The 23973-nt window shown below is 68.9% G+C and carries 23 protein-coding genes; 14 read left to right on the forward strand and 9 right to left on the reverse strand.

The annotated features are described in order from the left end of the window. Positions 1-20: 20 nt before the first annotated feature. Both IT359_18670 and IT359_18675 read right to left on the reverse strand, forming a co-directional pair. Positions 21-1751 carry a family 10 glycosylhydrolase gene (locus tag IT359_18670; GenBank protein MCC6931022.1) on the reverse strand — a complete coding sequence of 577 codons (1731 nt, stop codon included), beginning with the start codon at positions 1749-1751 and terminating at the stop codon, positions 21-23. Next, entirely contained in the window at positions 1744-2979 is a 1236-nt protein-coding gene (locus tag IT359_18675; GenBank protein ID MCC6931023.1) for a ribonuclease D, read from the reverse strand. Before IT359_18675 ends, IT359_18670 begins: the two co-directional genes overlap by 8 nt. Positions 2980-3358: 379 nt before the next feature. Here IT359_18675 and IT359_18680 point away from each other — a divergent pair, with 379 nt between their 5' ends. Then, positions 3359-4153 (forward strand): alpha/beta fold hydrolase, encoded by a 795-nt coding sequence (locus IT359_18680; protein ID MCC6931024.1) that lies wholly within the window; start codon positions 3359-3361, stop codon positions 4151-4153. Between the two features lie 178 nt (positions 4154-4331). Here IT359_18680 and IT359_18685 read toward each other — a convergent pair whose 3' ends face one another. Continuing rightward, complete coding sequence (locus tag IT359_18685) at positions 4332-5048, reverse strand: HAD family hydrolase (GenBank protein ID MCC6931025.1); 717 nt, start codon at positions 5046-5048, stop codon at positions 4332-4334. An 87-nt stretch (positions 5049-5135) separates the two neighbouring features. Then, positions 5136-5399 carry a ferredoxin family protein gene (locus IT359_18690; GenBank protein MCC6931026.1) on the reverse strand — a complete coding sequence of 88 codons (264 nt, stop codon included), beginning with the start codon at positions 5397-5399 and terminating at the stop codon, positions 5136-5138. Positions 5400-5521: 122 nt separating this feature from the next. Here IT359_18690 and IT359_18695 point away from each other — a divergent pair, with 122 nt between their 5' ends. The 3 genes from IT359_18695 to IT359_18705 all read left to right on the forward strand — a co-directional run bounded on the left by IT359_18695 (position 5522) and on the right by IT359_18705 (position 9596). Beyond that, the gene (locus IT359_18695; protein MCC6931027.1) at positions 5522-5977 is read left to right on the forward strand and encodes a (2Fe-2S)-binding protein; all 456 of its coding nucleotides are present in this window, start codon (positions 5522-5524) and stop codon (positions 5975-5977) included. After that, entirely contained in the window at positions 5974-8412 is a 2439-nt protein-coding gene (locus IT359_18700) for a xanthine dehydrogenase family protein molybdopterin-binding subunit (protein MCC6931028.1), read from the forward strand. Before IT359_18695 ends, IT359_18700 begins: the two co-directional genes overlap by 4 nt. Positions 8413-8477: 65 nt before the next feature. Then, on the forward strand, positions 8478-9596 hold the full coding sequence (locus tag IT359_18705; GenBank protein ID MCC6931029.1) for an alpha/beta hydrolase: 1119 nt from the start codon (positions 8478-8480) through the stop codon (positions 9594-9596). A gap of 61 nt (positions 9597-9657) precedes the next feature. Here the strand turns inward: IT359_18705 and IT359_18710 are convergent, their stop codons facing one another. Then, a complete protein-coding gene (locus IT359_18710; protein MCC6931030.1) occupies positions 9658-9963 on the reverse strand; it encodes a YhbY family RNA-binding protein in 306 nt (101 codons plus the stop codon). Then, positions 9960-10481 (reverse strand): M23 family metallopeptidase, encoded by a 522-nt coding sequence (locus IT359_18715; GenBank protein ID MCC6931031.1) that lies wholly within the window; start codon positions 10479-10481, stop codon positions 9960-9962. The genes IT359_18710 and IT359_18715 overlap by 4 nt, the downstream gene beginning before the upstream one ends. Positions 10482-10878: 397 nt before the next feature. Here IT359_18715 and IT359_18720 point away from each other — a divergent pair, with 397 nt between their 5' ends. Further along, on the forward strand, positions 10879-11370 hold the full coding sequence (locus tag IT359_18720; GenBank protein MCC6931032.1) for a hypothetical protein: 492 nt from the start codon (positions 10879-10881) through the stop codon (positions 11368-11370). A 68-nt stretch (positions 11371-11438) separates the two neighbouring features. On the opposite strand, the gene IT359_18725 is transcribed toward IT359_18720, so the two are convergent. Next, entirely contained in the window at positions 11439-12317 is an 879-nt protein-coding gene (locus IT359_18725; protein MCC6931033.1) for a hypothetical protein, read from the reverse strand. A gap of 453 nt (positions 12318-12770) precedes the next feature. Between IT359_18725 and IT359_18730 the strand changes: the two genes are divergently transcribed. Both IT359_18730 and IT359_18735 read left to right on the forward strand, forming a co-directional pair. Next, entirely contained in the window at positions 12771-13736 is a 966-nt protein-coding gene (locus IT359_18730; GenBank protein MCC6931034.1) for a xanthine dehydrogenase family protein subunit M, read from the forward strand. A 2-nt stretch (positions 13737-13738) separates the two neighbouring features. Next, positions 13739-14248 (forward strand): hypothetical protein, encoded by a 510-nt coding sequence (locus IT359_18735; GenBank protein MCC6931035.1) that lies wholly within the window; start codon positions 13739-13741, stop codon positions 14246-14248. A gap of 16 nt (positions 14249-14264) precedes the next feature. Here IT359_18735 and IT359_18740 read toward each other — a convergent pair whose 3' ends face one another. Beyond that, positions 14265-14615, reverse strand: a complete 351-nt coding sequence (locus tag IT359_18740; GenBank protein ID MCC6931036.1) for a hypothetical protein — start codon at positions 14613-14615, stop codon at positions 14265-14267. 275 nt (positions 14616-14890) lie between these two features. On the opposite strand from IT359_18740, the gene IT359_18745 reads away from it, so the two are divergent. From IT359_18745 to IT359_18775, 7 genes are all read left to right on the forward strand, one after another. Further along, positions 14891-16183, forward strand: a complete 1293-nt coding sequence (locus tag IT359_18745) for an ABC transporter permease (protein MCC6931037.1) — start codon at positions 14891-14893, stop codon at positions 16181-16183. Positions 16184-16288: 105 nt separating this feature from the next. Continuing rightward, a complete protein-coding gene (locus tag IT359_18750) occupies positions 16289-17074 on the forward strand; it encodes a helix-turn-helix domain-containing protein (GenBank protein ID MCC6931038.1) in 786 nt (261 codons plus the stop codon). Continuing rightward, positions 17071-18504, forward strand: coding sequence for a Fe-S cluster assembly protein SufB (gene sufB / locus IT359_18755; protein ID MCC6931039.1), 1434 nt, complete (start codon positions 17071-17073; stop codon positions 18502-18504). Before IT359_18750 ends, sufB begins: the two co-directional genes overlap by 4 nt. Before the next feature lie 232 nt (positions 18505-18736). Further along, a complete protein-coding gene (gene sufC, locus IT359_18760) occupies positions 18737-19498 on the forward strand; it encodes a Fe-S cluster assembly ATPase SufC (GenBank protein ID MCC6931040.1) in 762 nt (253 codons plus the stop codon). Position 19499: 1 nt separating this feature from the next. Beyond that, the gene (gene sufD, locus IT359_18765; GenBank protein ID MCC6931041.1) at positions 19500-20795 is read left to right on the forward strand and encodes a Fe-S cluster assembly protein SufD; all 1296 of its coding nucleotides are present in this window, start codon (positions 19500-19502) and stop codon (positions 20793-20795) included. 213 nt (positions 20796-21008) lie between these two features. After that, the gene (locus IT359_18770) at positions 21009-22250 is read left to right on the forward strand and encodes a cysteine desulfurase (protein MCC6931042.1); all 1242 of its coding nucleotides are present in this window, start codon (positions 21009-21011) and stop codon (positions 22248-22250) included. A gap of 2 nt (positions 22251-22252) precedes the next feature. Next, positions 22253-22696 carry an SUF system NifU family Fe-S cluster assembly protein gene (locus IT359_18775; protein MCC6931043.1) on the forward strand — a complete coding sequence of 148 codons (444 nt, stop codon included), beginning with the start codon at positions 22253-22255 and terminating at the stop codon, positions 22694-22696. Positions 22697-23156: 460 nt separating this feature from the next. Here the strand turns inward: IT359_18775 and IT359_18780 are convergent, their stop codons facing one another. Further along, on the reverse strand, positions 23157-23945 hold the full coding sequence (locus tag IT359_18780; GenBank protein ID MCC6931044.1) for a hypothetical protein: 789 nt from the start codon (positions 23943-23945) through the stop codon (positions 23157-23159). Positions 23946-23973 lie beyond the last annotated feature (28 nt).

A 23973-nucleotide genomic window follows, 5' to 3' on the forward strand; every position in this document is an offset into this window, starting at 1 on the left:
TGCCTCCCTGCGGCGCAGACCTAACGAATGACAGCGGCTAGTGACTCCAGCCCTGCGTGATCCACGGCTGTCACCGCGATGACGGCGGGCGGCGCGTCGTCGGCATCGAGGGGGAGGCGGACGCTGCGCTCGGAGGCGGGGATGATGCGCGCGTACCAACCGTCTGCGTAGCGGGCGCGCACGACCCACCAGTGCGGCTCGCGCACGTGGGCAACGGTTGAGTAGCCGGGGGCGGCGGTGCGGTCGGCGGGGGCGCGGGGGGCGGGGGCGGCGGCTGGGCGGCGTGCACCTGACGGCGGTGCCTCGACGAGCGGGGCATCACGGCGCGTGATGTCGAGTTCCACCATTCGTGGCTGCGGGACGCGCACCACCACGGGCGCGTCGGGGACGCCGCTGGCGAGCCACGGGGAGGGCGGGACGAGCGCCGGCGACGCGTAGAGCCCAGTCGCCAGGCGCGCATTCATCGAGTCGCGATCGACGAGGAAGGCGTCCATGCTGAAGTGGACGTTCCCGCTGTTGGGGGAGAGCTGGGCGCGCGTCTCCTGCACCTGATCCAGGAGCTCGTCCACCGGCCACGGCGGATTGCGCCTGGCGGAGGACCGCGACGTGTAGTTCCCCGGCCAGATGCTGCGTCCCTGCCGGTTCTGCGCACGCCACCAGGCCAGCAGCTCGCGATACGACTGCTGGGGCGCCGAGAGCTTCCAGTAGAGCTGTGGCGTCCAGTAGTCGACCCACCCTTCCGTGAGCCACTTGCGGGAGTCGGCGTAGAGGCGGTCATAGGCGTCGAAGCCGCGTACCGACTCCGGATAGCCCGGGCGCCAAATCCCAAACGGCGAAATGCCGAACTTGACCCACGGCTTGGTGCGCTTGATGGCGCCGTACAGCTCCTCCACCAGCTGGTCGACGTTCTGGCGGCGCCAGTCGTCGCGCGACAGCGTCCCCTCGCGCGCCTTGTAGGCGCGCCACGATCTCTCGTCGGGGAACGGGATCTCGCGTCCGCGGCGCGTCCGCTCGGGATAGGGGTAGAAGTAATCGTCGATGTGCACGCCGTCGATGTCGTAGCGGCGTACCACGTCCAGCACGACGTCGACCGTCTTCTTCCGCACCACGCGCTCGCCGGGGTCCATCCAGGTGAACGGGCCGTAGCGGTGCACGACCGCCGGGTTGGTCCTCGACAGGTGCAACGGCGACCTGGTGCGCGTAGTGTCCGCGGGGTGGCCGGCGCGGTACGGGTTGAACCAGGCGTGCAGCTCCATCCCGCGCCGGTGTGCCTCGGTCACCGCAAAGGCGAGCGGGTCCCACATGGGGCGCGGGGCGCGTCCCTGCTGCCCCGTAAGGAAGTACGACCACGGCTCCAGCCGCGACTGATAGAGCGCATCCCCCGCCGGCCGCACCTGCAGGATGATCGCATTGAGGTGCACCGCGTGCGCCACGTCGAGCAGTCGAAGCAGCTCGACCTTCTGCGAGTCGACCGGGAGTCCAGGGCGCGACGGCCAGTCGATGTTGGAGACCGAGGCCACCCACACCGCGCGAAATTCGCGGGCGAGGGGCGGGGCGATGGTGTCGGCGGCGGGATCGCTACCTAACGACGCATAGGGGAGCCCGCGCGCGGGGGCACTCCCGTCGCCCGGCTGCGCGCCCTGCTGCGCGCCGGCTGCCGCGGGGAGGGCTGCGGAAAGGGTCGCGCACGCGATGATGGCGGCCAGGCTCAGCGCCGACAGGTGGGCGCGCCGTGCCGCTCGCTCAGCCATCCCGGTACGGTGACGACGCGTCGTCGGCGTCGCGGGCGCTCTCGACCGTCTCCCGCGCCTCCTTCTCGCCGTTGAGTACGTCGCGCAGTGCCTTCACGAAGGCGGGGCCGAGGAGTTCCACCTGCCACGAGCGCAGCTCGGGAATCTCGCGCAACTGGTCGAGGTGGCGCGGCTTGGCACGCGCCACCGCTTCCAGCCGGTCGCGGGCGCAGAGGACACCGGGGTCGAGCTCGAGGTCTGCGGCCGCCTCGTCGCGCACCCGCTTGAGGCGCGCCACGCGATCGTCGAAGTGCGGATCGCGTTCCCAGCGTGGCGCCTTGGGAAAGCGTGGGAGCTCGCTGTCGGGAACGGCACGCCCGCGCGCGCACGCATCCAGCAACTCGTGCCCGCGGTTCTCCAGGATCCCGCGCCCAATCCCCTTCACGCCACGCAGCTCCTCCATGGTCCTCGGCGAGCGGCGCGCGAGATCAAGCAACACCTCGTTTGTCACCACGCGGAAGGTGCTGCGGTCGAGCGACCTGGCAACGCCATCCCGCCAGGCCACGAGTTCGCGCAGGAGCGCCAGTTCGCGCCGCGACAGGTCGCGCGCCCCCTTGAGGCGGAGGAAGGCCGTCCCTTCGTCGTCGGTGGGCCACTGCGTCCCTTCCAGGCGCGAGAACTCCTCGCGCGCCCACGCCCAGCGCCCCTTCTGCTCCAGCGTCTCGCGCAACCGCTCCCGCAGCCCCAGCAGGTGCATCGTGTCCTGCGCCGCGTAGTCGAGCATGTCGGCCGTCAGCGGGCGCATTGACCAGTCGGCGCGCTGGTGCTTCTTGTCCAGCTTCACGCCGAAGTACTGGTCCAGGAGCGCGGCGAGGCCGAACGCCTTGACGCCCAGCAGCTGCGCGGCAATGCGGGTGTCGAAGATGTTGGTGACGCGCCAGCCGTAGTCCTGGTGCAGGAGTCGCAGGTCGTAGTCCGCGTCATGGAAAACGACCTCCACGTCGCGCGACTCGAGGAGCGTGCCCAGTCGCGACGGCGACTCGACCTTGAGCGGGTCGAGGATGGCGTGGTGCGCATCGGTCGACAGCTGCAACAGGTAGATCCGGTCGACGTAGCGGTGAAAGGAGGCGCCCTCCGTGTCGATGGCCACGACCCGCGTCGACTCGATCGACGACAGGAAGTGCTCCGCCGCCTCGGGGGAATCGAGGAAAAGCGGGCGCGACGGATCGGATTTCCGCGAAGCGGTCACTGGGTCTCGTGCACATCTGGCGGGCCGGGCGATGCCGCGAAGGCGCTCGCCGACCGGATTCGGCCGCGCGCGGCCGGGACATCGGTTGGATTTCGTAATGTAGCACGGGCCACCGGGCCCGTCCCCCCATGCCGCCCGGCCGGCGCGGACGCGACGTTGGGAACGTTCGGGGAAAGGCTGGCACGGCGTGTCGGGCCACTACTCTCGACCTCGGCGACGCGGGGACGCATGTTAACGCTCCCCCCCCCGAACCAAGCGCCGTTCTCTCGATCCCGCTCCAAGCTCGCGCCCCGGACGCAAGGCCCAACTTCGTGCGCACTTTCCATCGACGCCGCTCCGCGCTCACCACCACTTCCACCCCCATTCCCAACGCCGTCCCATGATTGCGTACGGCGATGGGATCGAGATCGGCTACGACGACGCGGGAGAGGGCGACGCGATCGTCTTCATCCACGGCTTCCCTCACCATCGGGGGCTCTGGTCGGCGCAGCTGGGGGCGCTCATGGATCGCGCCCGTTGCATTGCGCCCGACCTCCGCGGCTTTGGCGAGAGCACCGTCGAGCCGCCCTACTCGGTGGAGCAGTACGCCGACGACGTGGCAACGCTCCTCGACGCGCTCAAGGTAGAACGGGCGGTGTTGTGCGGGCTATCGATGGGAGGCTACGTCGCCCTGGCGTTCTGGCGGCGCCATCGCGCGCGCGTGCGCGGACTCGTCCTCATGGACACCCGCGCCGGCGCCGATGACCCCGAAGCCCGCGAGCGCCGCAACCAGATGATCGCCACCGCCCGCGAGCGCGGAAGCGCCGCCATCGCCGACGCGATGATCACCGGGATGGTCGGCAAGCGGACCCGCGAGAAGTGCCCGGAGGTCGTGGACGACGTGCACCGCATGCTGGAAAGCGCGCCCGTCGAGGGGGTCATCGGCGCGCTCCAGGCCCTGCGCGACCGTCCCGATTCCACGTCAACGTTAGGCACGATCGACGTCCCCACGCTCATCGTCGTCGGCGAGGACGACACCCTCACCCCGCCCAGCGAGGCCATGCTCCTGCACGCGGGGATTCGTGGCAGCTCCCTCGAGGTGATTGCCGGCGCGGGTCACGTGTCCAACGTCGAGCGGCCGGCCGCGGTGAATCATGTGCTCACGGAGTTCCTGGCGAGGCTTTCACTCTCTTGAGAGGACGAGAGGACGAGAGGACGAGAGGACGAGAGGACGAGAGGACGAGAAGTCGAGATGGCTGGGCGCGGCGGGAGGGCGAAGCGTCGCTGCACTTCGCCTGCACGGACTCTGCGTCGAGAGGGGCTCTTCCGAGTCCCAGCCCTACACCACTGCTACCGCTGCCTGACGCGCCAGACTAGCCCAGCAGGTAGTCCCCCAGCTCGCCCAGCGACCGCGCCACACGCTCGGCGCGCGTCTCCCCGCTGTCGCGGACGGCGTCCAGGCGCACGGCGCGCATCCCCACCGCCAGCGCCCCGGCCACATCGGTGCGTTCGATGTCACCCACGTGCAGCGCCTCATGCGGTTCCACGCCTAACGCGCCGAGCGCGGTGTGGAAGATCTCGGGGCGGGGCTTGGCGTGGCCGACGTCCATCGAGTACACCGTCGCCGTGAAGTAGCCGCGGATCCCGTCCTGCCGCAGCACGAGATCCTGCGCGCGCCCGCTGGCAAAGCCGGTGTCGGAGATGATGGCGAGGGCATAGCGCCGGGACAGGCGCTCCAGCAGCTCTCGCGCCCCGTCCAGAAAGGGCGGCGGGAGTTCGAGGAGCGTTCGGTCGACGGTCTCCACGGCGGCTGCTACGTGCGCGCAATCGTCGGGACGCTCGATGCCGAGCTGCTGCAGCAACCAGTGGATCCGTTCGGCGGTCTGGTAGCCGCGCTGCTCGTCGCGCCACCAGCGCATCGCCTCCTCGGACGAGGCGAGGTAGAGGCGGTCGAATTCCTCGCGGCCGATGGCGTGCCCGAGCTCGTGCACCATCCCGAAGAGCGCCTCACGCCGCCGCTCGACGCGGACGGGCTCGGAGGCGCCCTGGTAGAGCGTGTCCCAGTAATCCAGGGTGATGGCGCGCAGCATCTCAGCCGTGCGAACGACGAGTCACGGTGTGCTGGCGCTCCGGGCGGGACGGATCGGCGTTCCGCCCGGTGTTGCCGAGGGAGGGGCTCAGCGGGTGGGGCGGCCCGGCGGGTTGGCGCCCTTGAAGACGTCGCGATTGATCTGGATGTACTGGCGCAGGTTGGCCGGGACGTCCTCTTCCGGGAAGATTGCCGTCACCGGGCATTCCGGTTCGCAGGCGCCGCAATCGATGCACTCATCGGGGTGGATGAAGAGCTGTTGCTCCCCTTCGTAGATGCAGTCCACGGGGCAGACATCCACGCAGGCCTTGTCCTTCGTGCCAATGCAGGCTTCGGTGATGACGTACGGCATGATCCCAGGTGGTTGAGCCGGTAGGTAGGCCGGAGGTACTTGCGGAGTGACAAGTATATGCGCTCCGCTCGGTGGATAATAGACGCTGGACATCGCCCTCGCGGCACACCAGATAGACACACATGCGTGTCACCATCAACGGCCGCTCGCGCGAGCTGTCACCCGAGCCGCTCGAGAGCCTCCTCACCACGCTCCGCGAGCGTCTCTTCCTCACCGGAGCCAAGCAGGGGTGCGACCGCGGCGAGTGCGGGGCGTGCACCGTCCTGCTGAACGGCGAGCCGGTGTGCGCCTGCCTCACGCTCACCCGCGCCTGCGAGGGAGCGTCGGTGACCACGGTCGAGGGGCTCGCGACGGGGCAGGCACTGCACCCACTGCAGGAGGCCTTCATTGTCCACGACGCGGTGCAGTGCGGCTTCTGCACCGCCGGGCAGCTGATGTCGGCGGTCGCCCTCCTGGCGCGCGACGCCTCGCCGGACGAGGGGGCGATTCGCGAGGCGATGGCGGGGAACCTGTGCCGCTGCGGCAGCTATCCGGGAATCGTGCGCGCCATCCAGGCCGTCGCGCGGGCAAACGGATGAGCGGGCCTAACGAGCGCCAGGGGCGTCGCTTTGTCTCCACCGTCGTCGAGGTGGAGGGTCGCCGCGAGGTCAAGGTCGTGGAGCTGCCGGCGCACGACCCCGCGCCGTGGGACGCGGACGCATCGCTGTCCATCGTTGGGCAGCGGGTCCCGCGCGTCGATGCACGGGAGAAGGTCACCGGGCGCGCGACGTTCACCACCGACATCCAGCGCCCGGGGATGCTGCACGCCGCCCTCGTGCGCGCGCCGATCGCGCGCGGGACGGTGACGTCGATCGATGCCGCCGCCGCGTTGCGGCTGTCGGGCGTGGCCGACGTCATCACGGGTGCCGACCTCCCCCGCCCCATCCGCGCCGGCGGGCTCCCGTTCCTCGGCGCGTCGGTCACCTATCCCGGCCAGCCGGTCGCGGCCGTGTGCGCCGAGTCGCGCCACCAGGCCATCGCCGCGGCCAGGGCGGTTCGCGTCACGTATGAGGCCGCTCCCTTCGCCATCACCTTCGAGGATGCGACGGCACCGGGCGCCCCCAGCGTACGCGGCGGCAACGCCAACACGATGCGCGGTTCTCCCATCGTCGTCGAGCGCGGCGACGTGGATGCGGCGCTGGCCACGGCCGACGTCATCGTCAGGCGCGAGTATCGCACGCCGTCGCAGCTGCACTCGCCGCTGGAGCCGCACGCCGCGGTCGCCGAGTGGGACGGCGATCGCCTCACGGTGTGGGAGTCGACGCAGGGGGTGTTTCGCGTGCGCGACGAGCTGGCCAAGGAGCTGGCGCTCCCGAAATCGCACGTGCGGGTGATCAAGGACTACATGGGGGGCGGCTTTGGCGGGAAGAACAACTCGGGGACGTACACCTTCGCCGCCGCCGTCCTGGCCCGTCGCACCGGACGCGCGGTGCGCTGCGTGTTCGAGCGCGATGAGGAGCAGATGGACGGCGGGCATCGCGCCCCGTCGCGCCAGGTGGTGACGTTAGGCGCGCGGCGCGACGGCCGCCTGGTGGCCATCGACGTGGTGGCGGAGGTGGCGTTAGGCGCCACGGGGTGGGAAGGGGGGCCGGCGGCGATCTTCCGCGAGCTGTACTCGTGCCCCAACGTGCGCACGCACGAGACGTTCGCCTACGTGAACACGCAGCCGATGATGTCGTTCCGCGCCCCGGGGCACGTGGAAGGGGCGTTCGCGCTCGAGCGAACGATGGACGTGCTGGCGCGCGAGCTCGGGCTCGACCCGCTGGCGCTGCGCCTGGTGAACTTCGCCGAGCGCGACGAGTCGGCGGATCGCCCGTACTCGGCGAACGGGCTGCGGCGGTGCTACGAGGAGGGGGCGAAGCGCTTTGGGTGGGGGGCGGCGGAGAATGCAGATGCCGACGCGGAAGGGAATGGTACGGAGGGGAAGGAAATGGTCACGTCGGATGGGCGCGGCGGTGCGAATGTGTTGTTGGGGGGGGCCCCCCAGCCGAACCACACCCCCCCGCACTCCCCCCACCGCGCGCCTCCCCACGCCCGCCGCCGCGGCGTCGGCATGGCCGCCTGCGTCTGGGGGGCCGGCGGCGGCCCTCCCGCCTACGCCACCGTCCGCCTCAACAACGACGCCTCCGTCGACGTCCTCAGCGGCACGCAGGACCTCGGCACCGGCTCGCGCACCGTCCTCGCCCAGGTGGCCGCCGAGTCGTTAGGCGCGCGACTCGACGACGTCCGCGTCATCCTCGGCGACACCGAGCGCACCCCATACGCCGGCAACTCCTGGGGTTCGATGACGACCGCCTCCGTCGGCCCCGCCGTCCGCGCCGCCGCCGAGGAAGCGAGGCAGAAGCTCCTCGAGGCGGCGAGCGAGATGCTGGAGTGCCACGCTGACGACCTCACCGCGCGCGACTCCACCATCACCACCCGCGACGGCGCACGCCGCATCGCCTTCGCCGATGTCACGCGCAAGCTCGGCAACGTCATGATCATGGGACAGGGCTCGCGCGGTCCCAACCCGGAGAATGTCGGGCTCATGTCGTTCGGCGCGCACTTTGCCGAGGTCGAGGTCGATATCGAGACGGGCGTCGTTCGCCTGCTCCGCATCGTGGCCGCGCACGACGCCGGGCGCATCATCAACCCGATGCTCGCCGAGTCGCAGTTGCACGGCGGGATCCTGCAGGGGATGGGCTTCGCGCTTTTCGAGGAGCGCCACCTCGACCCGCACTCGGGGCGCCCGGTGAACCCGTCGTTCCACGACTACAAGATCCCCACCATCGCCGACCTCCCGGAGATCGACGCCTTCTGCGTGGAGGGGAGCGACACGGTCGCCAACCACCTGGGGGCGCGCGGTCTCGCCGAGCCGCCGATCATCCCCGTGGCCCCCGCCATCGCCAACGCCGTGGCCGACGCGTTAGGCATCGAGGTGCGCGAACTCCCGCTCACGCCATGGCGCATCCTCACGGCGCTGCGCGAGGGGTAACGCCCGCCGCGTCACGTCGCGACGGGTCGCGGGGCGCGTTGGGCGCTGCCCTGGGCGCGGCCTTCATGCTGTCGGCCGGCAGTGGCTGCGCCGGCAACCCTGCGCCATCGCCAGCGACGCTACCCGCCGGAACGACCGACACCATCTGGTACATCTCGGCGCGCGGGAAGGACGGCCGGCGCGAACGGACACGACCGGCGCCAACACTCGCCTACGGTTTCGTCGTGCTCGACCGCGGCGGGCGGGGCGTCCCTCCCGGCGGCTCCCCGCCCTCCGCGGTGATCGACTCGGTGCAGCTGACGGAGGAGTCGTTTGGCCAGTTGATCGCCGAGCGTCTGCGCGACGCCCCCGCCCCGGATGACTACGCGGTCCTCTACGTGCACGGCTTCGGGACGTCGCTGCGCGAGGCGTGGGTGCACACCGCCACCGCGCGCCACCGCGCCGGCGCGCGCGCGCCATGGATCGTCTTCTGCTGGCCGTCACGGGGGAGCGGCATTGGCCCGCCACGGCGCGGCGCCCTCCTCACTAGCGCCTACCACGACGACTCGGCCGCCGCCGCAGCCAGCATCCCATCGTTTGTCACCGCCACCCGCCGGATCCTGGCCGATCTCTCGCCAGCACGAACCGTCCTGCTCGCCCACTCGCTCGGCGGACAGATCGTGGGAGAAGGGCTGGCGAGCGACGACTCGCTGCAGCGTGCGCTGCGCACCGCGCCGCTGCGCGCCATTGCCTTTGCCGCTCCCGATATCGACGCGGCGCGCTTCGCCGACTCGCTTGTCCCCGCACTGCGGCCGCTCACCCAGCGCCTCGTACTCTACGCCTCGCAGCGCGACCGCGTGCTCCGCGTTTCCGGCCGGATTCACGGGAGCGATCGCGCCGGGCGTCGCAACGCGCGAGCGATCCTGCGTGCGGGACTCGAGACCGTCGACGCCTCGCGCGCCTGGACGAACGAGGGATGGTTCATGCGAACGGTCGGGACGCACCACGCCATCAAGCGAGCCAACGGGATCCTCTTCGACCTCGGCTTCATCGTCGCTCGCCAGCGCTCACCGATGTGCCGCGTCACGCTCGGCATCGGATCGCTGACCACAGAGGGAGAATGGCGACTGACCAGCGCCCCACCACGGATATCGGACCAGGGGAGCACGTCGTGCGACGCACTCCAACCTGCTCTCATCCGTTAGGCCGCGCGGCGCGTCAGGCCACCGCGCGTCAGGCGGCGCGGGCCTGGGAAAGTCGACGCCGTCACCCCTTCCACGGCGGGAGCTTGCGTGGCTCTCGCCAGAGGTCGGGGTTGTGCCGGTACAGCGTCACCTTGCGCCCGATCGTCTGGATGATGTCGGCGCCTAACGACTCGGCCATCTGCGAGGCCAGCGCCTTGGGCGACTCGTCCAGCGTGCGCGCCAGCGCCACCTTCACCAGTTCGTGGGTGCGCAGCGCGTCGTCCAGCGCGCCCAGTGCGGTGTCGCTCAGCCCCTGGTGCCCGATGTGGACCATCGGGTCGAGATGATGCGCCTCGGCGCGCAGCTCCGCGCGTTCCTTTCCCTTCATGATGGTGTGCGGATCCGCCCGGCCCGGGCGAGGTAAGGGCGCGGGTTCAGCGGGTCGCCGTCCCACCAGCGACCGTTCCCGCGGTACACGAGCACCTGGAAATGGAGATGCGGCGCATTGGGCGGCGCATTCCCGGTGGTACCAACGTAGCCGATCACGTCGCCCGGTTGCAGCGCCTGCCCCTCGGCCAGCCCCTCGGCGTAGCGATCGAGGTGGGCGTAGTAGTAGACGAAGCGCTCCGTGGGGTCGAGAGTGTAGACGGTGAGCCCCCCCAGGTTGTTCGACCGGACCTTGAAGACCTTTCCCGCATCGGCGCTCAGCACCGGGGTTCCGCGCGCTGCCATGATGTCGAGCGCCGAGTGGATGCGTTGGCCGCGTCGCGCCGTGAAGGTGTCGGGGACCTTCTCCGGGACGATCCCGGCGACGGGGACCATGAGCTGCTTGGCGCGCAGGAGCGTTGCCAGGTCGGCGGTGGCGGCGCCGGCGGTGGCCGGGTTGGCGGGGAGCGGAAGCTCCAAAGGGTCTGGCGCGGGATCGGCCGGGCCGGGGAGGGGGCGGAGGGCGGGGGTACATGCGGCGAACGAGAGCTGCGCACCCACGAACAACGGTGCTACAATCCACCTCCACACGCGTCGTCCCAGCGGGCAGCGACGTCCCTGTCTCTCCCACGGGCCACCGACACGTCCCACCGCCGAGACAGTTGGGCGCGTGTCGACGCGTGGCCTACTGGGAATTGGGCAGGGAATCACGACGGCACGATTCATTCGTATGCAGGCGCACGCAAGGGGATCGCTCGAAGATGCGGCGGCGATGTGCACCCATCGCTCGCACACGGTGGGCGCATTCCCGGCCCGCGATGCCATTCGGTCACCGACAAACTCTCCCCAGCCGGCTCGTCGCCGGTGGAGGTGCCACATGCCCGTCTCGTCGTCGTTCACACGGCGTGCCGCGATGGCCGCCATCGTCACGCTCGCCTTGTCCGCCACCGCCTGTGCCGTCATCACGGGAACCGACGAGCGCTGGGATGAGCAGGGCGACCTGTCGCGGGCGCGCCGGACCTGGCTGGCACAGTCCATCACCGATTACGAGTACGTCGCGCGGTTCGACTGTTATTGCCTGCTGGGGGGCGTTGCCGTGCGCGTCACCGTGCTGGACGATCGCGTCGTGTCGGCCGAGATCGACGGGACGTCGACGCCGATCCCCACGTCGACGAATTCCGGCTACACCACCATCGACGGTCTCTTCGCGGGACTGCAGTATGCCATCGACCGCCCGGCGTGGGAGCTCGACGCACGATACGACCCGCACTACGGCTTCCCCACCGAGTACTGGATCGACCAGGACCGATACATCGCCGACGACGAGGTACGTTACGTCCTGCTCCGCTTCCGGTCGTTGATGCGTTAGGCGCCGAGCCGACAGTCGCAACCGGGCACCTGCCCGCGCGCGCCGCGGCGAACGCGCCGCCAGGTGCATCACCGCTCCCAGGCGAACCCCTGCGCCAACCGCTCGAAGCGCGCCGCGCCCGGCACGAAGGTGAGGATCGCCGTCCCCCCGCCGCGCGGCGTCCAGGCGCGCGCCGCGAGGTCATCGACCCCATCGCCGTCGGCATCGAGCGCGTGGAGCACCTCGTGCGCGCGAAAGCGCAGGTCGCGGATCGTCGCCTTGCGCGCGGCGCCAGCGCCCACCAGCAGGACGCGCTCCCGCACCCACTCGTAGTCGCCCGCATACAGCGTCACGACCACCACGCCGCGCGCCTCGCCGAAACACCCCTGCGCCACGCTGCGCCGTGCGCGCAGCGACTTCTTCAGGCGCTCGTACATCGGCTGGTCGGTCGACGCGCGCAGCGAATCCTCGGTCTCGCGCGCAATCCCCCTGAGGCGTGCCACGAACGCCGAGTCGACCGCGCGGTCGCACGGGGTCGCGAGACCATCGCCCGCGCTCGCCGCCGACGACGACCCCAGCGACGCACTGTCGGCACGGGGGCGAGCGACCGAACGCTGCGCGGCGACCACGAGCGCATCGCTCACGCGCGCGATCGAGTCGACCTGTGGCGTGCTCTTGAGCGTCCCCACGATGCGCCCGTTGTAGGGCTCGAAGTCGTCGATCGTTGCCGCAGCGCTCCCCCACGGCCCGTGCAGCGTGAGTGGCGTTCCCTGCTTGAACGGCGAGGTGGCGCGCGCTGCATGCCCGAAGGCGGCGATGCGCGCCGGGTCCTTCTTGAGGTCGATGTCGATGCGCCCCAGGTCAACCACGAGCTTCTGGTTGCGCGCCGCCGCGACGAACCAGTCTTGCACCAGTGGCGCAAAGACGAGACGTTGGGCGATGCTATCGGCAAGCGGGGCGAGGTGCACGCCTTGTGGCGCGCTCGTGCTCGGCGGCGCGCTCGTGCTCGGCGGCGCGCTCGGCGGCGCGCTCGTTGCCGGCGGCGCTGGCACGGCGGCGGGCGTCGGAGCGCCTGAGGCTCCGAACGCTGATGCCGCGGCCGACGGTGCGCCCGACGGCGATGACGCGTTGGCAGTATCATTCCCCGCCGGCGTGTCGGCGGGCCTCGCCTGGCAGGCGACGAGGGCGACGGCTAGCGTTGCGACAAACGTCGCGGAGCGAGCGAAGGACGCGCGCGTGGCGCGATGGGCACCCGTCGCGCCAACGGTGGCGGCGTGACGGGCGTTGCCTAACGCGGCCTGGAAGGGCCGGCGCCGGGGGGCGGAGAGGCTGGGGGCGGGCAGCTGCACCATCGGCATGAGTCGACGGGAACTTAGTGACCGCGGCTTCGCCCTGAAACTCCGATCACGACCACACCACCCATGGCCGCGTTGCACTACAGCCGCCCCACCTCGCTGGACGACGCCGTGACCCAACTGCAGTCGCCAGGGGCACTCCCCATGGGAGGCGGGACCGATCTCCTCCCGCAACTGCGCGAGTCGCTCGCCGCTCCCGAGGTGCTGGTCGACCTGCGCCGCGTGGACGCGTCCGGCGCCGTCACCTGGCACGCCGACGGCTCGGTGACGATTGGAGCGTCGACCCCACTGGCCCGCCTCGCGCGTGACGCCGCGCTGCGCGACGCCTTCCCCTCCCTTGCCGAGAGCTGCGCCGCCGTAGGCTCGGAGCAGATCCGGACCATGGGGACACTTGGCGGGAACCTGTGCCAGCGCCCGCGCTGCTGGTACTTCCGCCACGGTTTCTCCTGCCACAAGAATGGCGGCGACAGCTGCCGCGCCGAGGTGGGGGAGAACCACTATCACAGCATCCTCGGCGGCGGCCCGTGCTTCGCCGTGCACCCGTCGGACCCGGCCGTTGCCCTCACCGCACTGGAGGCGGTGGTGCACGTGGCTGGCGCCGAGGGGAGGCGCGACCTCCCCATGGCCGAGCTGTACATCAACGCTTCGCGCCCCGGGTCCCGCGAGACCGAGCTTGCAGCTGGCGAAATCATCACTGGTGTCACCGTCCCGGCGGTGTCGCGTGGCGGCCGGCAGCGCTTCGACAAGGTCATCCAGCGCGGCGCATTCGAGTTCGCGCTGGTTTCCGTCGCCGCCATCAAGCGCACCGACGGCGAGGTGCGACTGGTGCTGGGCGGGGTGGCGCCGCGCCCGTGGCGCGTGACCGATTCCATCGAGGAGGACGTGGGGAGCGGCGGGCTGAGCGACGACGACATCGAGACGCTGGGGATGCGTGCGCTGTACGACGCGCGGGCGTTGGCGCACAACGGCTACAAGGTCGATATCGCGGGCGCGGCGCTGTCGCGTGCCATTGCCTTTCTCGTGGGGCGTTAGGCATGTCGCGCCCCGACTTGCCCCCATCGTTCGGCGCGCTCATCCTCGCCACCGGCCTCGAGCGCGACCCCGGGCGGGCGCAGTGCGCCGACGACCACCTCGACACGCTCGTCGCCACCGCTGCCCTGCTCGGCGCGTCGCCAATTGTCGTGGTGCACGATGGCTCGCCGCGCATCGCGGCGCCGGCGCGCGGCTATCGCCTCCCGCGCCCGGAGCGCGACGACCTGAGTGCCATGCGGTTGGGTTTGATGCAGTTCGCCAATGCGCAGGTGGGGGCGGCGCTGCTGCTCCCCATCGAGGCCCACGCGCTCGCCCCGCCGATGCTGCGCGCGATGATCGCCGAAGCGACGCGGCGTGGTTTGCCGCTGGCGGCCGGCGCAGTGCACGGCGCGTTAGGCTTCCCGCTCTACGCCGTGCGAGACGTGTGGCGCGAACTGGTGACGACCGAGGGCGCCCTGGCGGGCGTCCTGCGCGCGCTGGGGACGCGCGTCCTGGCGGTGGAGATGGAGTAGGCCGTCCCCGCGAGTGCTACCGTCCGCCGACGAAGGCGAAGTTCTCCTCCGTCACGAGATGACGCGCATCCGAAAGGGGAATGTCGCGCACCTCGCCCACCGCGAAGACGTACTCGCGTCCCGTCACCTTTCCGCGCACGCACACCGCCTCGTCGCCGACATGGCGTACCGAGATGCGCCGTTCCACGCCCAGTGGTGCGATGGTGGGAGCGAGCGTGGGGCGATGCTGGAGCACGACGCGACGCGCGCGAGGGCGCAGCGACTCGAACGGCGCGACGGCGTCGTCATCGCCGACGGGGTCGATGGGTTCCATCGTGGCGGTCACGGTACGGGGCAAAGTGGCGAGGCAATCGGGGATCGTCGACATGTGCAAGCTCGCGTGATCGGAGGGGGATGTAGCGTTCGCGCAGTCGTGAGCGGCTCAGCGTCGCCAGGCGTGGCAGCGATCCGTGTGGTGCGGAGCGGCGGTGCTGATGCTCACGCGAGAGAAGATCGGCGCCGCAAGTCGCGCTGTATACTCGGGGTAACCCGGGTGGTTGAGCCCATGAGCGCACCGGGCCGCTCTCGCGAAACGTTTTCGTGATGTAGCTTACACGCCCGGTGGTGCTGCACCGTCCGTCCTAACCGTCGACCAGGCGCGTCATGCGAGTTCTGTGGGCCGTTCTCAAGCGGGAGTACCTCGAGCGCGTACGCACGCGGTGGTTCGTGATCGCCACGCTCTTCGGGCCGCTGTTGTTCGGATCGCTGATGTTCCTCCCCTCCTACCTGGGGCAACGCACCAAGGCCGCCGCTGACGCGGCACGCATCCGCATCCTCGATGCGACCGGGACAAACCTTGGCCAGCTCGTGGCGTTCGAACTGGGGGGCGGGATCACCGGCAACCCCTCCATCACGCAGGTCGAGCAGGCCACAGCTGCAACGCTCGCCGAGGCGGAAGCGCGTGCGCGCGCCGCAGTCACCGCGAAGGAGCTGCGCGGCTACCTCGTGCTTCCATCGGACATCCTCGCCTCGGGGAACGCGCGCTACGTGGGCGTGAATGCCACCGCCATCGCCGACATGGACCAGCTGCGCACCACGGTGCAGCGGCAGCTCCTCACGACGCAGATGCAAGCGGCCGGCGTCTCGCCCTCCACCGCCGAGCGTATCAGCGGCCAGCGCTTCAACCTCAAGGCCGATCGCCTCACGGCAAGCGGCGAGAGCGGCGGCTCGGGACGCCTCTCGCTCCTGTTCGCCATCACCGTCTCGATGCTGCTCTACTTCACCATCCTGCTCTACGGCCAGAACGTCTTGCGCAGCGTGATGGAGGAGAAGCAGACGCGGGTCGCGGAAGTGATCGTGGCCAGCGTGCGCCCCAGCCACCTCCTGGCCGGTAAGGTGCTGGGCGTGGGCGCGGTGGGACTCACGCAGATGGTCATCTGGATCGTCGCCGCGTTGTTGATGGCCAAATACCGCGTGAAGATGCTCGCCCTCCTGGGAGTCGGCGCGATGCCCCTCGTCGGCATTCCGCCGATCTCGGTGGGGATGGTGATCACGCTCGTCCTCTACTTCCTGCTCGGCTACATCCTCTACGCCGCGCTCTTTGCCGCGGTTGGCGCCATGACCAGCACCGAGCAGGAGGCACAGCAGGCGCAACTCCCCGTCGTGCTCCTGCTGGTGGGGGGCATCATGTTCCTGCAACCGGTCCTCAGTGCCCCCGAGGGGACGCTGGCCAAGGTGCTCGCCTGGTTCCCGTTCACCGCCCCGATCATGATGCCGCTGCGCTTGACCGCGGTCGAAGTCGCGCCGTGGGACATCGCGCTATCGATCCTGGCGCTGCTCATCTTCAGCTACCTGGCCATCGCCTTCGCTGCCCGCATCTACCGGACGGGGATCCTCATGTACGGCAAGCGCGCCACGCTGGCGGAGGTCATCCGCTGGGCTCGGCAGTCGAGCTGAACCGACGCGTCGTGGAAGGGCGCTCTCACCGCTCCCGATCGAGCGGCCGAATCCACGCACACTTTCGTTGACTTATTTCCTGACACCGGCCATCTTCCCCGTCCGATGGCTGGATTCACACCCTCCGCTCCCCCGGGATACCGCGGCCTGCGTGGCGACGTGCTCGTCGCCCTCAAGAAGGCCCAACCGCTGACCGCCAAAGAACTTGGCGCTCAATTCGGGGTCACGCCCAACGCCCTCCGGCGGCACCTCAAGGAGCTCGAAGCTGGGGGGTTCGTCCGCTACCAGCGCGAGATTCGGGGGGTGGGCGGTCCGGTCTTCGCCTACTCCCTTACCGACGACGGCGAGCGCCTCTTTCCACGCGCCTACGACACCGCGCTAAACGAGGTGCTCGAGCTCGTGCGCCAGCAGTTGGGGTCGGACGGCGTGGTTGAGCTCTTCCGGAAGCGGTGGGCCGATATCGCCGAGAAGGCAAAGCCGGAGTTGGCGCGCCTTCCGTTGAATGAACGGGCGCAGCGGCTGGCGCAGCTTCTCACCTCGCTCGGCTACATGGCCGAGGCGTCGCCGGGAGACACCGCAACGCTGCGCGAGCACAACTGCGCCATCCGCGCCGTGATCGAACGCTTTCCGGAGATCTGCGTCGCCGAGGAGCGCTTCCTCGCCGAAGTGCTCGGCACCAGCGTGACGCGGCAGACGCACATTGCCGCCGGGGCCAACTGCTGCGAGTACTGCATTCACCCGTCGGCGACGGTGGAGGGCGACCAAGCGTTGGCGTCCCTCTCCAGTTCGCCGAGCGACGATCCAGCGAACGGCGCCCTTCCCTTCGTACAACTTGCTTCCGCGCGGGGCGTTGCGCCCGCGCTCCGGCCTGCACTGCAGGAGATGCCATGAGTTCCGCCATCGACCAACTGGTCTCGAAGGAGTACCAGTACGGCTTCACGACCGACATCGCGACCGACACGATCCCGCCGGGGCTCAGCGAGGAGGTGGTGCGCCTCATCTCGGCCAAGAAGGGGGAGCCGCCGTTCCTGCTCGAGTGGCGCCTCAAGGCGTTTCGCCGCTGGCAGCAGATGACGGAGCCGCATTGGCCTAACGTGACCTACCCCGCCATCGACTACCAGGGGATCTCGTACTATTCGGCGCCCAGGACGGCCAAGCCGTTAGGCAGCCTCGACGAGCTCGACCCGAAGATCAAGGAGACGTACGACAAGCTGGGGATCCCGCTGCACGAGCAGAAGCTGCTTGCCGGCGTGGCGGTGGATGCGGTCTTCGATTCTGTCTCGGTCGGCACGACGTACAAGGAAGAGCTCAAGAAGCACGGAATCATCTTCTGCTCGTTTGGCGAGGCGGTGCGCGAACACCCGGAGCTCATCGAGAAGTATCTCGGTTCCGTGGTTCCCTACAGCGACAACTATTTCGCCGCGCTCAACTCGGCGGTGTTCTCCGACGGGTCGTTCGTCTACGTCCCCAAGGGGGTGCGCTGCCCCATGGAGCTGTCGACGTACTTCCGCATCAACGCCGCGGATACCGGGCAGTTCGAGCGTACGCTGATCGTGGCGGACGAGGGGGCGTACGTGAGCTACCTCGAGGGGTGCACCGCGCCCAAGCGCTCCACCAACCAGCTGCACGCCGCCGTTGTGGAAATCGTCGCCCTCGACAACGCGACGGTGAAGTACTCCACGGTGCAGAACTGGTACGCGGGCGACGAGGAGGGGAAAGGCGGCATCTACAACTTCGTCACCAAGCGCGGCAAGGCGTTCACGAACTCCAAGATCTCGTGGACGCAGGTGGAGACCGGCTCGGCGATCACCTGGAAGTACCCCAGCGTGATCCTGCAGGGCGACAACTCGACCGGGGAGTTCTACTCGGTCGCGGTCGTCAACAACATGCAGCAGGCCGACACCGGGACCAAGATGATCCACATTGGCCGCAACACGAAGTCGAACATCGTCTCGAAGGGGATTTCTGCCGGCAAGGGACAGAACTCGTATCGCGGCCAGGTGAAGGTGATGCCCAAGGCCGAGAACGCGCGCAACTACACGCAGTGCGATTCGATGCTCATCGGCAACGCCTGCGGTGCGCACACCTTCCCGTACATCGAGGCCCAGAACAACTCGGCCACCATCGAGCACGAGGCGAGCACGTCGAAGATCGGGGAGGACCAGATCTTCTACCTGAAGCAGCGTGGCATGTCGGCCGAGCAGGCGGTGTCGATGATCGTCTCGGGGTTCTGCCGCGAGGTGTTCAAGGAACTTCCGATGGAGTTCGCGCTCGAGGCGCAGCAGCTGCTCGGAATTACGCTCGAAGGGTCGGTCGGGTAGCTCGTCGGCAAGAAGACGAGAGGACGAGAAGACGAGTTCGATCGCTTCCGCTTTGAGTTGGTCTCGCGCTTCACCCGGCATGAAGAAGCTCTGATCCCCCGCAGTTGAGTTCACTCGTCCTCTCGTCCCCAGCCTTCGCTGGGGCAGGCCTCTTGTCTTCTCGTCTTCTCGTCCTCTCGTCTTCTCGTCCTCTCGTCTTCTCGTCCTCTCGTCCTCTCGTCCTCTCAAGAAAATGCTCGTCATCAGGAATCTGCGCGCCTCGGTCGCCGACAAGGAAATCCTCAAGGGCATCTCGCTCACGGTGAACGCCGGCGGAGTGCACGCCATCATGGGACCTAACGGTTCCGGGAAGTCGACGCTCGCCCAGGTGCTCGCCGGCCATCCCGGCTATGAGGTCACGGGCGGGAGCGTGGAGTACGAGGGGAAGGACCTCCTCGAGATGGAGCCCGAGGCGCGCGCCCATGCCGGCGTCTTCCTCGCGTTCCAGTATCCGATCGAGATCCCCGGCGTCTCCAACGCCTACTTCCTGCGCACCGCGTACAACGAAGTGCGCAAGGCAAACGGGGAAGAGGAGGTCGACCCGATGGACTTTCTCGACATCATGACCGAGAAGCTCAAGCTGGTGGAGATGGACGAGGCGATGCTCCAGCGCTCGGTCAACACCGGCTTTTCCGGCGGCGAGAAGAAGCGCAACGAGATCTTGCAGATGGCGGTGCTGGAACCGCGGCTGGCGATACTCGACGAGACCGACTCGGGGCTCGACATCGACGCGCTTCGCATCGTGGCGCATGGCGTCAACACGCTCAAGCGTCCCGACCGGGCGACGATCGTCGTCACGCACTATCAGCGCCTCCTTGAGTACATCGTCCCCGACTACGTCCACGTGCTCGCCAACGGGCGCATCGTGAAGTCGGGGGGGAAGGAGCTGGCACTGGAGCTCGAGGCCAAGGGGTACGACTGGCTGCTGGATGAACCGGCGGCGGTGGGAGGCTAAGGTGAGCACGGCACTCTATCGCGAGCAGTTCGCGACCATTCCTGCCGGCGGGCCGGCCTGGCTGGCCGGGTTGCGCGAGCGCGCGCTTGCCGCGTTCGAGGGATATGGCTTCCCGACGTCGAAGAACGAGGACTGGCACTTCACCTCGCCGGCCCCGATCACCGAGACGTCGTTCGCGCCGATGTCGCCCTCGTCAGGCGCCGTCACCACGTCGGACCTCGCGCCCTATCTCGTGGGGAACGCCAACTGGCCGACGGTGGTCTTCGTGAACGGGCGCTACGCGCCGGCGCTCTCGCGGGTGGACGCGCTTCCCGCCGGCGTGCGCATCCTGTCGCTCGCCTCCGCGCTGCACGAGGAACCGACGCTCCTCGAGCAGCACCTGGGGAAGCTGGCCGAGTTCGACCAGCAGGCGTTCGCCTTCACCGCGCTCAACACGGCGATGATGCGCGACGGGGCGGTGTTGCACGTGGCGAAGGAGACCGAGGCGGCGACGCCCATCCACCTCCTGTTCGTGACCGACGCCGGCGCCGCGGGGGGCGTGGCCTATCCGCGCAACCTCGTGGTGATGGAGCGGCAGGCACGAGCGACGATCATCGAGCAGTATGTGTCGTTAGGCGACGTGCGGCACCTGACCAACGCCGTCACCGAGTGTGTCCTGGCCGATGGGAGCACGCTGCACCACTACCGCCTGCAGCGCGAGGGGCGGCGGGCGTTTCACGTGGGGCACGTGGAGACGATGCAGGGGCGCGATTCGCACTACGTCTCGTTCTCCTTCGCGACCGGCGCCGAGCTGTCGCGCACCAACATCTACACCATCCTTGCAGGCGAGGGGTGCGGCGCAACGCTGAACGGGCTCTACATGCTCGACGGCGACCAGACCTGCGACCACCAAACGCGCATCGAGCACGCGGAGCCCAACTGCTATTCGCGCGAGATGTACAAGGGGATCCTGGACGGCACGTCGCACGGCGTCTTCAACGGCAAGGTCTACGTGCGCCCCATTGCCCAGAAGACGGACGGGAAGCAGACAAACAAGACGCTCCTCCTCTCGGACAAGGCGCGGATCGACACGAAACCGCAGCTCGAGATCTTTGCAGACGATGTGAAGTGCACGCACGGCGCGACGGTAGGCAAGCTGGACGCGATCGCCGCCTTCTACATGAAGTCCCGCGGCGTCAACGCCGACACGACGCGCCGGCTGCTGACGTACGCATTCGCGGCGGAAGTGCTGGAGACGATCGAGCTGGAGCCGCTGAAGGAGGATCTCGAACGACTGACGCTGCAGCGATACCTGTAGCTGGTGGGTCGGGCGAAAGGTCATGAACTCCCGCCGCGGCGTCGCTCGTGGGTGCGCCGGCCGGCAGTAAGGTCAAGACTTTTCACCACAGGGTGTCGCAGGGCGGTTGCAGCGCGAGGTTCGGGCGAAAAGACACCGCGGCGAACGCGATCGGCTGGCGCACACCGCGCCGCCGCTCGAACGACGATGATGCTTGAAAGGGGACGGTTCCGGATGTCGACTCAACTGGCGCACACTCCGCTCGACGTCGCGAAGATCCGCGAGGACTTTCCCATCCTCGCCATGGAAGTGCGCGGCAAGCCGTTGGTCTACCTCGACAATGCGGCCACGTCTCAAAAGCCGCGCAGCGTCATTCACGCCCTCACGCAGTACTACGAACGCGAGAACGGGAACATCCATCGCGGGGTGCACTACCTGAGCGAGAAGGCGACCGAGTTGTACGACCTCACGCGTGAGACCGCGCGGCGCTTCTTCCATGCACGTCACGCCCACGAGATGATCTTCACGCGCGGCGCCACGGAGGGCATCAACCTCGTGGCGTCGTCGTTCGCACAGGGCGTCCTCAGGGGCGGCGACGAGATCCTCGTCTCGACCATGGAGCACCACTCCAACATCGTCCCCTGGCAGATGGCCTGCGAGCGGACCGGCGCCGTGCTCAAGGTCATCCCCATCACCGATGCCGGCGAGCTGGACATGGGCGCGTATCGCGCGCTCCTGAGCGAACGCACGAAGCTCGTCAGCGTCGCGCACATCTCCAACGCACTGGGCACCATCAACCCCGTCGCCGAGATCGTGCGGCTGGCGCATGAGGTCGGGGCGGCAGTCTTCATCGACGGGGCGCAGTCGGCGCCGCACGCGCAGGTGGACCTGCAAGCGATCGACTGCGACTTCTTCGCCTGTTCCGGCCACAAGATGCTCGGCCCCACCGGGGCGTCGATCCTCTACGGGAAGGAAGCGTGGCTCGACAAGCTCCCGCCGTACATGGGCGGGGGCGACATGATCGACTACGTCTCCTTCGAGCGGACGACCTATGCCAGGCTCCCCTCCAAGTTCGAGGCTGGGACGCCGTCCATCGGCGATGTGGTCGCCTATCGCCACGCCTTCGAGTACCTGGAGCAGGTGGGGCTCGACGCCGTCGCCGCGCACGAGCACGAACTCCTCGCGCACGCAACGGAGCAGCTGCGCGACATCCCGGGGGTGCGCCTCATTGGCACCGCGGCAGAAAAGGCCGGTGTGCTCTCGTTCACGATGGACTGCGCCCACCCGCACGACATCGGGACCATTCTGGATGGCTTCGGCATCGCCATTCGGGCCGGTCACCATTGCGCCCAGCCGCTGATGCGGCGATATGGTGTTCCCGCCACCGCGCGCGCGTCATTCTACCTGTACAACACGCGCGATGAGGTCGACCGCCTCGTGCAGGGCATTCACCACGTGCGTTCCGTCTTTGCCTGACGATGGACCTCGGCAATCTCTACCAGGACGTCATCCTCGAGCACAACCGCAATCCCCGCAACTGGGGAGAGCTCTCGCCCCCCAGTGAGCGTGCCGACGGGCGCAACCCGATGTGCGGCGACGAGGTCACGGTCTGGCTCAAGCTCGACGGCGATCGCATCACTGAGGTGACGTTCGTCGGCACCGGCTGCGCGATCTCCAAGGCGTCGGCGTCGATGATGACACAGGCGGTGAAGGGGAAGACCGTCGCCGAGGCCGAGTCGACCTTCGAGCAGTTCCACGCGATGGTCACCGGGCATCATCCGTCGCCGGGAACCGACGCCATGCTGGGGAAGCTCAAGGTGTTCGCCGGAGTCGCGCGCTTTCCGGCACGCGTGAAGTGCGCGTCGCTCTCGTGGCACGCGTTGAGGGAAGCGCTGGAAAGCGGGAAGGCGCGCCAGCGCTGACCGGACGTCCCAAACTCCCGAAAACACGAACGCCCCGCACGCCTGCCAGCATCATCGGATGCCGCCGCGTTCGGGACCGCCCAGCTGAAGCGCCTTTTCTTGCCGGAAGTGCACAACGTGCGCGGCACCGGCTTGCAGTCACCGCCCGTCCCCGCACCACCCGCACAACAAGCTTGCCCCCACTCACAACCGCTCCGCACCACACGGAAGCGTGTATGGTGCCGGCACGTCGTGCGTGTCCCCCCGAAGGGAGCGACCGGCGCGCGGGTCCGCCGGCCGCCTCCACAACCCAACCCTTCCACACCCCACCACTCCGCACCACCCCTCCACAACCCCGCCACCACGCCGCTCACCACACCCTTATCCACCCACCGCTTCCCCTGAGCCACCCCACCCCAGCCCACCCATCTCCGGCGAGAGCCTCCACTGCACGCTCGCCCAAACGATCAACAGCGCTACTTCACGCCGTCGCCCTGCGCTCGGCGAACTTCTCCGCTGCATCGTCACCGCCCCACACGTCAGCCGTGGGAGCGACGACGCGATACGGATGCAGCGCGCGAACCGCCTTCGCCTTGCGATCGAAGAAGCCGGAGCGCCGCAACGACGCCTCCAGCACCCATTCCCATCCATAGCGCGCCTGGAAGTCGCGCTCCGTCATCCCGAAAAGTTCGTGGATCCAGCGCCGAAGCTCGGCGGCATTGGGTTCGTCAGCCGAGAGAAGGCGGTTGACCGACGTCCGGTCCGACGCCAGGTCGGCGAGCGCCGCCGCGCGCTGCCACTCCAGCGCACTCCAGTCGCCCAGCAGGCGTAGCTGCTCGCGGACGCTGAAGGGGAGGAATGCGACTTCGTTGCGGCGCAGCGCCGGCCGTGTGAAGAGATCGGCCAGGGTACGCGACAAGGTGGCGGTGCGCGTGCGGCGCACGAGCCAGTCGACCAGGTCACTCGGCGTGGGACGCGGACGAGCCGCAACCGCGCGCAGGATCGCCGTGGCCCCCTCGACGTCGTCGAGGCCGAAGACGACGCAGGTGCGCGGGAGGCGACGCGTGGAGCGCATCCCCGACTCCTCGCTCGCCAGGAGGCAGAGCGGGCACCAGGGCGCGAGGTCCATCTGTGCCTTGACGTCGTTCGTGGTCGGACGGCGCTCGACCGTGTCGAGCAGCGCGACCGACCCCAACTCGGGGGTCTGGTCGTGCATCCGGCGCGCCATCTGGTAGGGCGGCTCGAGGATCAGGAGCGACGAGTGACTCATGGGAGTCAGGATAGGATCGCCCTGGAAG

It is taken from the genome of Gemmatimonadaceae bacterium (assembly GCA_020852815.1).
In the GTDB taxonomy this organism is placed as follows: domain Bacteria; phylum Gemmatimonadota; class Gemmatimonadetes; order Gemmatimonadales; family Gemmatimonadaceae; genus SCN-70-22.